The organism is Aeromonas sp. PrichA-15, from assembly GCF_017939245.1.
Classification (GTDB): Bacteria; Pseudomonadota; Gammaproteobacteria; order Enterobacterales; family Aeromonadaceae; genus Aeromonas; species Aeromonas caviae.
Genome location: NZ_JAGKRH010000065.1, coordinates 1 through 10,011 on the forward strand (window position 1 = coordinate 1; position 10,011 = coordinate 10,011).

Sequence of the window (10,011 nt, forward strand, 5' to 3'; positions counted from 1 at the left end):
TGCGTGGCAGGAAATAACAGAGAAGTTGGAGTGGGCAATGGTGTATTTATCCAAAAACGGCAAAAAGAGTAGGCAGAGAAAATCCAAGCAAAACAACACGTTAGACGGTATTATTAATTCGCTTGCCGCTTAAGGTTCTGTACATGTGAGACCGCTAACAGTTTCCCGCCCGTTTGCCCCGCATCGTTTCAGATTGAAACGCTGATACCCCCTCTGCTGTTTCAAATCCGAACCAAACCGACCGTCATTTTTATCCTTCTTTCTGTCGTTAGACTGGCTCCATCAACCATTTGCCCACCCGTGCGGTGGCAAGCCAAGGAGTGAGCCATGAAGAAACTGATCAATGCCGTCGATGCCGTGGTCCGTGAACAACTGATGGGGATGGCCGCCGCCCATCCCGAGCTCAAGGTACGTATCGAACCCCACTACATCACCCGCGCCGACTCCCCCGTGATGGGCAAGGTCGCGCTGGTCTCCGGCGGTGGCAGCGGCCACGAGCCGATGCACGGCGGTCTGGTGGGCAAAGGGATGCTGGATGGCGCCTGCCCCGGCGAGATTTTTACCTCGCCGACTCCGGATCAGATGTACGAGTGCGGTCAGGCCGTTGATGGCGGCGCGGGCGTGCTGTTCCTGGTGAAGAACTACACAGGCGACGTGCTCAACTTCGAGACCGCGGTCGAGCTGCTGCACGGCGATGGAGTCAAGGTGGGCTTCTCGTTGATCGATGACGACGTGGCGGTCAAAGACAGCCTCTATACCGCCGGTCGCCGTGGCGTTGCCACTACCGTGCTGTGCGAAAAACTGGTGGGGGCCGCAGCCGAAGCGGGCTATGACCTGGCCCATTGCGAGGCACTGGCCCGTCGCATCAACAACCAGAGCCGCACCATAGGCGTCGCCATGCACGCCTGTACCGTGCCTGCCGCCGGCAAGCCCTCCTTCACTCTGGCGGACAACGAGATGGAGTTTGGCGTGGGCATCCACGGCGAACCCGGTATAGCGCGCCGCCCCTTCACCGACCTCAATACCCTGGTGGATGACATGTTCAGCGAGCTGGCGGACAACACCCCCTATGGCCGTACCCTGCGTCACTGGGACAGAGCCTCCGGCAGCTGGCAGGAAGAGCACACCTTTATCGAACCGCTCAACAAGGGCGATCGGGTCATCGCACTGGTCAACAGTCTCGGCGGCACCCCCATCTCCGAGCTCTATGGCGTCTATGGTCGCCTCGCCACCCTGTGCGAAGAGGCGGGCATCCATCTGGTGCGCAACCTGATTGGCCCCTACTGCACCTCCCTCGACATGACCGGCATCTCCATCACCCTGCTCAAGGTGGATGATGAACTGATGACCCTGTGGGATGCCCCCGTTCACACCCCCGCCCTGCGTCGCGGCTGCTAAGGAGAACCCATGTTAAGCAAGCATCACATCGTCAACTGGCTGCTCGACTGCGAACACATCTTTACCGAGCAGCGTGACTACCTCACCGCACTGGATACCGACATCGGCGACGGCGACCACGGCCTCAACATGCAGCGCGGCTTTTCTAAAGTGGCCGAGAAGCTGCCCGCGGTGGCGGACAAGGATATCGGTCAGGTGCTGAAAACCACCGGTATGACCTTGCTCTCCTCGGTCGGCGGTGCCAGCGGCCCGCTCTACGGCACCTTCTTTATCCGGGCGGCGGCCAGCACCGATGCCTGCCAAAGCCTGAGCCTGAGCCAGTTGTGCAAAATGCTGAGCGACGGGGTCGAAGGGATCGTCTCCCGCGGCCGCGCCGAGCCGGGTGACAAGACCATGTGCGATGCCTGGTGGCCAGCACTGGCGGCCCTGCAACAAGCCCAACAGCAAGAGCTGCCGCTCAACGAGGCGCTGGACAAGGCAGTAGCCGCCGCCGCTGCCGGTACCGAGGCCACCATCCAGATGCAGGCCCGCAAGGGGCGCGCCAGCTATCTTGGCGAGCGCAGCATCGGCCATCAGGATGCCGGGGCCACCTCGACCCTGCTGCTGCTGACCGCCCTGCGTGACAGAGCGAGGTTGTGACATGATCGGAATCGTAGTTGTCTCTCACAGCGCCATGCTGGCGGCCGGATTGAAAGCGCTGGCCGACCAGCTCGGCAGCCCGGCGAAACTGTTGCTGGCGGCTGGGGTCGATGACCCCGACCACCCCATCGGCACCGATGCCATCGCCGTGATGAGTGCGATTGAAGAAGCGGATGACGGCAGCGGCGTGCTGGTACTGATGGACTTGGGCAGCGCCCTGCTCAGCGCCGAAACCGCCCTCGAACTGTTGCCCCCCGAGTTAAGCGCCCGGGTACGGCTCTGCCCGGCCCCCTTGGTCGAGGGCACCCTGGCCGCCGTGGTGGCGGCCGGTTCCGGCCTGACGCTGGATGAGGTGGCCGCCGAGGCGCTCGGCGCCCTTGGCCCGAAACAGGCGATGCTGCCTGCAAGTGCGGCGCAGGCCGCCACGGAGACAGCCCCCGTTGCCGACGACGGCTGGCTGCGCTGCGAGGTAGTGGTGGATAACCCCCACGGCCTGCATGTGCGCCCCGCCGCCCGACTGGTGGCCGCCCTCAAACCCTTTGCCGCTGAACTCAAGCTGCAAAAGGGGGACAAAGAGGCCAACCCCCGCAGCCTGACCCGGCTCGCCATGCTCAACGTGCGTCAGGGCGACATGCTCACCCTGCTGGCGCGCGGAGAGGACGCTAACGCCGCACTGACCTGCTTCCAGCAGCTGGCCGCCGAGCGTTTCGGCGACTGACGCCGCACGCCACTGTTTCAAGGCGCTGCACTCGCTCGCTGAGCCTGTGCAGCACCACTTTCGTGCAAGTAAAAAGAAGACGAAGGCGTCCCCGGCACAGCCGCCCCTTCGCCCCTGTAAGTTTTAAGAGAAGTCTTAATTCATAAAGAGAGGGATAAAATATGGACCGCATTATCATCAGCCCCAGCAAATACGTACAAGGCAACGGGGCCCTCGCCAATATCGGCAACTACGTCAAGGCGCTCGGCAGCAAGCCACTGATCCTGGCCGACGCCTTCGTCACCAAGCTGGTGGGCGATACCGTGGCCACCAGCTTCCACGGCGCGGGCATCAAACCCGAGTTCGACTGCTTCAATGGCGAGTGCTCCCGCCCCGAGATCGACCGCCTGCTGGCGCACTGCAAGCAGACCCCGTTTGACGTCATTATCGGCATCGGCGGCGGCAAGACGCTGGATACCGCCAAGTCGGTCGCCTTCTACCAGAAGGTGCCTGTGGTCATCGTCCCCACCATCGCCTCCACCGATGCGCCGACCAGCGCGCTGGCGGTCATCTACACCCCGGAAGGGCAGTTCAGCGAATACCTGATGATCCCGACCAACCCCAACATGGTCATCATGGATACCGGCGTGATCTCCCGCGCTCCGGTGCGGCTGCTGGTCTCCGGCATGGGGGATGCACTCTCCACCTACTTCGAGGCGCGGGCCAACAAGGTTTCCGGTTGCCAGACCATGGCCGGTGGCGCTTCCACGCTGGCGGCGCAGGCCATCGCCGAGCTCTGCTACAAGACCCTGCTGGCCGATGGCTACAAGGCCAAGCTGGCGGTGGAACAGGGGCTCTGCACCAAGGCAGTGGAGAACATCATCGAGGCCAACACTTATCTGAGCGGTATCGGCTTCGAGAGCAGCGGACTGGCCGCCGCCCACGCCATCCACAACGGCCTGACCCAGCTCGCCGAGTGTCACCACCTCTACCACGGTGAGAAAGTGGCGTTCGGTACCCTGGTGCAACTGGTGCTGGAGAACGCGCCGATGGCGGAGATCGAGACAGTGCTGGGTTTCTGCCGCTCGATCGGTCTGCCGACCAACCTGCATATGATGGGGGTCAAGGAGCTGGATATGGCGCGCCTGATGGAGGTGGCCAAAGCCTCCACCGCCGAAGGGGAGACCATCCACAACATGCCGTTCAAGGTCACCGCCGAGGATGTGCTGGCGGCCATCGTCACCGCCCACCAGCTGGGGCTGTAACCGCGCCACCGCTGACCTTGCCATATAACACGGCCCCGCAACTGCGGGGACGTTTCATTTTCTACGGGCTGCTTGGCGACGGCCTCAATAACCGTCAGCCGTGATAGTCGGCGGGATCGATCTCGAGCAGTTTGAGCCGCCGCCAGAGGGTGGTGCGACTGATGCCAAGATGCTGGGCCATCTGGCTCACCTGCCCCTTGCAGGCGTGGGCGCAGCGCAAAATGGCCTGCCGCTCCAGCTCTGCAAGCGTGAGCAGCGGTTGCCCCACCACCTCGTCCGCCACCTGCTGATAGCCGTGACGAATGGCGGCAGGCAGCGCCTCAGGCGGGATCTGCCCCTGACCGGCATGAAGCAGGGCATGCTCGACGGCGCTGCGCAGCTCCCCCAGATTACCGGGCCAGGGATAGGCGAGCAGACAGTCGAGGGCCGCCGGACTGAACTGGCGCACCGGCTCGCGCCCCTGCGCCGCCAGCTGCTGGCTGATAAGGCCCGGCAGATCCGCTGCGCGCTCCCGCAGCCCCGGCAGCCAGAGCTCGCACGCCTGCAGCGCATAGAGCAGCTGGCGGCCAAACAGCCCCTCCTGCACCAGTTGCTCCAGCGGGGCGCTGCTGGTGGCGATGATCCGCACCTTGAGCGGCAGGATACGGGCCGAATCGAAGCGCTGGATGCGACCGGTCTTGAGCAGTTGCAGCAGCGCCGCCTGCATGGGGGCAGAGAGACACTCCACCTGCTCCAGCACTAGCGTGCCACCGTGGGCCAGCTCGAACTTGCCCGCCCGCTCCTGCCCCGCCTCGTCGGAGCCCATCAGCTCCAGCGCCATCCGCTCGCTTGGCAGCGCCTTGCAGTTGAGGGTAATGAGCGGCCCGGCGGCCCGCTCGCTGCCAAAGTGGATCGCCTCCGCCAGCTGGGCCTTGCCCACCTCCTCCTCGCCGCGCAGCAGGATCGGCCCCTGACTCTGGGCCGCCTGCCGGGCATAGCGCAGCAGCTTGCGCATGGCGCTCGATTCGCCCACCAGCGCCGACAGCTCGGGCACCGTCTGGCGCAGCTGGTGAATGGCCCGCAGCCGATCGACCGGGTGCAGCAGGGCGATAAAGCTGACCCCCTCCGGCCCCGGCAGCGGCTTGAGGCTCACCAGCGCATTGATAAACTCCCCCTCCTGCGCGCCGAGCCGCTCCAGCGTCACCTCCACATGACTCAGTGGCGTCTGCCCCCTGATGGCCAGCTGCAACCGCTGGGGCAACAGCAGATGCTGCTCCAGCTGCTGGCCGAGACAGAGCGCCGGATCGAGCCGCAGCCGGTGGGCCGCCAGCGCGTTGAGGTAGCGCAGCCGACCCTGCGGATCCCAGGCCAGCACGCCGTCATCCATACCATCGAGCAGGACATAAAGCTCACTCAGGTGGTGCTGGGACTCCTGCATCAGGGTTTCCATCTGCAGCAGATGGGCCAGCTCGCGCCCCGCGCTGACGGTGAGCGCCAGATCGCCGGCGCTCGCCTCCTCCACCTTGCAGATCAAAGCGATGATGGCGACCTGACGGCCATTGCTGTTGTAAACCGGGCTGGCGCAGCTGTGCCACGGGTGGAGGGTCTGGTTGAAGTGCTGGGGGCCGCTGACGCAGAGCGGTACTCCCTCCAGCGCCGCCAGATTGATGGCATTGGTGCCGATGCGCCCCTCACTGAAAAAGGCGCCGGGGCCAAACCCCAGCTCTGCCAGCTCACGCAGGGTGTCGGGGTGGCCGGTGCGGGCCAGCACACAGCCGCTCTCGTCGGTGAGCAGCAGAGCGCAGGGGCGCCCCTCCATAAATTCGTAGAGATCTTCGAGGGCCATCTCGCCGGTGGTGAGCAGGTCCCGCTTGCGCTGGCGCAGGCTCTGCAAGGTCTGCCCCTTGGCGCTGTGGGGCGGATGCCAGAGGGTGGCACTGGTCTGGTGGGCGCAGCGCAGCCAGGATGCCTGCAAATAGTCGGGCCAAGCGAGCAGCGGCTGAAGGTCAGATGGCATGGTCACAGCAATATCCGGCAAGATGTGAGCCGACCATTTAACCACGTCAGTGCCCCCGATTCAGTGACCTGCCTCAGAGGGTGGCAACCACAGCGCCAGAGATGTAGTCCGTAACACATGCATAACGGGGCCCTCGCGAGCCCCGTTGCCACATCGTTTATATCGCCTCCTTGGCAATTCAAGGGGCCATGGCTACATCAGCATCCACTTCTCGCAGGTACAGTGTTGTGAGTGGATCCGTGTCACTCCAGCGGCGAAATGTCATGATCCCTTTCACCGGGTCAACACTGTCAAGCGAAGTAATACGTTGCTCCCAGCAGGTCCACCAGGCACAGGGTTCCGAACCTATTCCTTTCAGGAGTACCAGAGAAGTCATGCCCCCCGCCTGTTGTAACAACAGGTCCTGTGTGCCGACACGCTGACCATTCACTGTCATTTTTTGTTTGCCAGAGGCACCAAGCCAGCCGTCGTTTGTCACCAGGTAGCCTTTGAACGCGGTGGTAAACAGAGGACCAGACAGCGCAACTTGGTCATAAACCCCCAATCCGGGCAGCTCAGCAGCAGTAATTTGTGCAAAACTCTTACCTTGTGCCAGCAGCGCGAGAACTTTACCTGGGAGATCGAGCACCTCTTGGCTACCCCACTCGGCATAGTTATGCCCTATCCACCACCCTTTCATTGCATCCCCATCAACTTTGTGACGACGCATGACCTTGAACTCTTGGCCAATATCGTCACGGTTGAAGTCATATCCATCCAGCGCAATGTGCTGCCAGGTAACATGGATCTGATGCTCGTCGGCAGAAACTTCTTTTTGTTTTGCTTTGTACTGGTGAAACAGGTAGCCATCCGGGTGCGTATCATCGATCTTGCGCAGCTGTTTCTCCTCATCCAGCAAATAGCGCTTCCCTTCGGTGGTTAACTGTTGCAGCCCATCTCCCAAGGGGACATGTTCGACTACAGTTTCGTACCAGTAAGGTAAACGAGTGCCAGTGTGGAAGTTGTAATCAGCATACTCTTCGAACGAGTCATCAAGAGGGTTGGCCCAGACAATTTTGCCAGACTCATAACGTGTCGTGCCATTTTGGCGGCTGAGCAGTGACTCTCGCTGATTGATGGTGCCATCAGCGTTCCAATCATTCTCATATGTGGTACGTACACCATCAGAGTCTTTAACGTAATGCTCCAACCGGCGGAAACCGGGTTGTCCCGGATTGTCCAGCTTGAACCAGTTACGAGTCGGGGCATCGGTTTTGTACTCAATCATCTCGATGTCGTGGCCTGTGGCATTGCCCGTTTTCGTCCACATCTGAACAAAATCGATAGTACTGTAATCCTGTGCTGCGAACTCAGCTCGCAGGTCTCGCCCTTCATTTATCCGGGTGGGATCATTGCACTGATATTCATTCAGCTCTTTGCAGTTGGTGTCCTCGTCAAAATATTCCACCCACTTGGTGTCATTCCCTACACTCAGCGATTGTCCCTTGAAGTTTCGCTCGCCATCCTTGTTAAAGTCATGTTCCCATTTGGCATAGCGCTCGATAGTTCCGTCAGCTTTACGTGTGGTCTCCAGGCTCCATGTGGTAGCGATCAGTGGCGTACCATTGTATCTCTCATAATCGTTGGCATTTTTATCCCAGTAATATTTGGTCCCCTGGCTTACCTCGACACCGCCCTCAGTTTTACGGGTGGAAAACTCGATGGTGAATGTTGCCTTATGAGTGTTGTAGTCGATTTCACTCTTCAGGGTGGGATTGCCCTGAACAGTGATTTGTTCATCCGTCAATTTGTCGTAAATAGCTGTAGCTTCACCGGTTTTATTGTTAAGCGCCAAAAGCAGGACATCCTGTTTGTCTGCCTCTGCTGGCAACGAGGCTGGCAGAGCATCGGCGATCACTTTGGCAATAAACAGTGCCCGCCCATCTCCCAATGCGACAAAGTCTGCATCCAGCATGGCCGAGGAAATGCCAAGCCTCTGGGCCAGCACCTCCCGGGCCTGTACCGGATCGTTATATTTCAGTGTTTCGAGATGCAGTAACGTGGTCAGAGGCGATACGATTCTTACTGTACCACTGCTGCCTGAGCCTGCAGGAGCAACCATAGTAAAAGCGGTGTCAACCGGTCCCCGTTCCAGATCTACTGTTTCACCGGGAATGGTTTCCACATACACATTGGCGCTCAATTGGCCTGGCTCAAGAGTGAACAGTGCTCTCCCCTCGCTATCTGACTTGGCAAAAGGCTCTGCTGCATCACGCAGGCTATTTCCATTAAGATCGACCCACACCAGAGCACCCTGTAACACACCATCAATTGCTCTTATCTGAAGCGTGGTTTTAGTCTCTGGTGGCGTTGTACTATCACCACTACTGTCTCCGCCACCACAACCGGCAAGTGCGGTAATGATGCTTGCTGCCAGCCATGATTTAGTAAAAAGTTTCATACGTCCCCCAGTCCCTGACTTTTTATATTGCTTGCTGTCATCCATGGCAGATACATCGACAGACCCCTTGTAATACTTGATCGGCCGCTTTAACGACTGTGTTGGTTATAGGCTCCTGGTGAACAAACCGCATCCCCCTATCGGGGGAGCGGTTGCGTGTGAGGGGAGAGAAAATAGCGGTGAATCGCCCCTGGTTTTCTAGACACTCTGTTGCTGAAAAATAAACTGCCTTTCAAACTCTACCGGCGACAGCCCATCATTGGAACCATGACGCCTGATTGGGTTGTAAAACATCTCGATATAATCAAACACATCGCTGCGGGCTTCGTCTCTTGTCGCGTAAATCCTGCGCTTGATCCGCTCCCGTTTGAGCCACTGGAAGAAGCTCTCGGCGACAGCATTGTCGTGACAGTTGCCACGTCGGCTCATGCTGCAACTCAGGTTGTGGGTCTTCAGAAAGTCCTGCCATTCGCCACCGGTAAACTGGCAGCCCTGATCCGAATGCACCAGTACCGGCTGCTTGGGCTTGCGCCGCCAGACGGCCATCAATAACGCATCAACCGCCAAGTCTGCCGTCATGCGTGATTTCATCGCCCAGCCGACGATCTGGCGAGAGAACAGGTCGAGCACCACCGCCAGGTACAGCCACCCTTCTTGAGTACGGATGTAGGTAATGTCAGTCACCCAGGAGAGGTTGGGGGCTGGCACCTTAAACTGACGTGCCAGCGTGTTTGGAGCAACCAGTGGGCTCTTGCCTCCATAATGCCCCTTGCGGCGTTGATAGCCCGTTTGCGAACGCAGCCCTTCCCGCTTCATTAATTTGGCCACTCGGTGCTTGCCGCAGGCTTCTCCCCCGTCACGAAGGTCGCGATGGATCTTGCGATAACCGTAGACAGCACCACTTTCCAGCCAGGATTGCTTGACCAATCCGGTCAGTCGTTCGTCCTCCCGCTGTCGTGGCGATACGGGCTGTTTCAACCACGCGTAGAAGCCACTTCGGTGAACCCCCAAGGTCTGGCACAGGGTAACGACACTGTACCGGTCGAGTCGGGAGGTTATGAACGCGTACCTTTCCTTGACTCGCTGGCAAAGTACGCGGCGGCCTCCTTTAGGATATTGCGCTCCTCGGTGACCCAGGGCGGGATCGCACTTTGTTAATGAAATTTGAACAGGCAGATCGTCTGTGATCTAATCGCGTCTCCATGCAGGAGGCACGCGCTATGACGTTGATTGAACACCTTACCCTTGTCGAAGAAACTCGCTCTGAGATCAATCGTAAACATAACCTGGTTGATGTCATGTTCCTTGTCATCAGTGCCATCATGAGTGGTGCCGAGGGCTGGAATGACATCGAAACCTATGGCGATTCAAAGTTCGATTGGCTCCGTCAGCATCGCCCCTTTGCCAACGGCATCCCGCGGCGTCACACGGTTGCCCGCATTCTGCGCTGCATTGTCATCGATACCTTGCTTGAAGCGTTGCTGTGCTGGGTCAATGAACAGCGCACTCATCAGGGCAAACCCATCATTGCCTTTGATGGCAAGGTGTTACGCGGCTCCTTTCGGGGAAATGCCAA

Annotated in this window: 7 protein-coding genes and 2 pseudogenes; 6 read left to right on the forward strand and 3 right to left on the reverse strand. The window is 59.7% G+C overall.

What is annotated here, in order from left to right; genetic code table 11:
- The 5 genes and pseudogenes from J9889_RS10740 to J9889_RS10760 form a co-directional block, all read left to right on the forward strand.
- Nucleotides 1–133 (forward strand): annotated as a pseudogene (locus tag J9889_RS10740) (IS4 family transposase); the annotation flags it as partial.
- A gap of 194 nt (nt 134–327) precedes the next feature.
- The gene (gene dhaK, locus J9889_RS10745) at nt 328–1,398 is read left to right on the forward strand and encodes a dihydroxyacetone kinase subunit DhaK (RefSeq protein WP_043851210.1); all 1,071 of its coding nucleotides are present in this window, start codon (nt 328–330) and stop codon (nt 1,396–1,398) included.
- A gap of 9 nt (nt 1,399–1,407) precedes the next feature.
- Complete coding sequence (dhaL, locus tag J9889_RS10750) at nt 1,408–2,037, forward strand: dihydroxyacetone kinase subunit DhaL (protein ID WP_075112818.1); 630 nt, start codon at nt 1,408–1,410, stop codon at nt 2,035–2,037.
- A 1-nt stretch (nt 2,038) separates the two neighbouring features.
- A complete protein-coding gene (gene dhaM, locus J9889_RS10755; RefSeq protein ID WP_075112817.1) occupies nt 2,039–2,755 on the forward strand; it encodes a dihydroxyacetone kinase phosphoryl donor subunit DhaM in 717 nt (238 codons plus the stop codon).
- Between the two features lie 161 nt (nt 2,756–2,916).
- On the forward strand, nt 2,917–3,999 hold the full coding sequence (locus tag J9889_RS10760) for a glycerol dehydrogenase (RefSeq protein ID WP_043850356.1): 1,083 nt from the start codon (nt 2,917–2,919) through the stop codon (nt 3,997–3,999).
- Between the two features lie 94 nt (nt 4,000–4,093).
- On the opposite strand, the gene dhaR is transcribed toward J9889_RS10760, so the two are convergent.
- The 3 genes and pseudogenes from dhaR to J9889_RS10775 form a co-directional block, all read right to left on the reverse strand.
- Complete coding sequence (gene dhaR, locus J9889_RS10765; protein WP_043850361.1) at nt 4,094–5,995, reverse strand: dihydroxyacetone kinase operon transcriptional regulator DhaR; 1,902 nt, start codon at nt 5,993–5,995, stop codon at nt 4,094–4,096.
- A 178-nt stretch (nt 5,996–6,173) separates the two neighbouring features.
- Entirely contained in the window at nt 6,174–8,480 is a 2,307-nt protein-coding gene (locus tag J9889_RS10770) for a hypothetical protein (RefSeq protein ID WP_043850357.1), read from the reverse strand.
- Nucleotides 8,481–8,633: 153 nt separating this feature from the next.
- A pseudogene (locus J9889_RS10775) lies at nt 8,634–9,568 on the reverse strand (IS3 family transposase); the annotation flags it as partial.
- An 87-nt stretch (nt 9,569–9,655) separates the two neighbouring features.
- Here J9889_RS10775 and J9889_RS10780 point away from each other — a divergent pair.
- On the forward strand, nt 9,656–10,011 hold a 356-nt coding region (locus tag J9889_RS10780), incomplete at its 3' end, for an ISAs1 family transposase (RefSeq protein ID WP_210556662.1).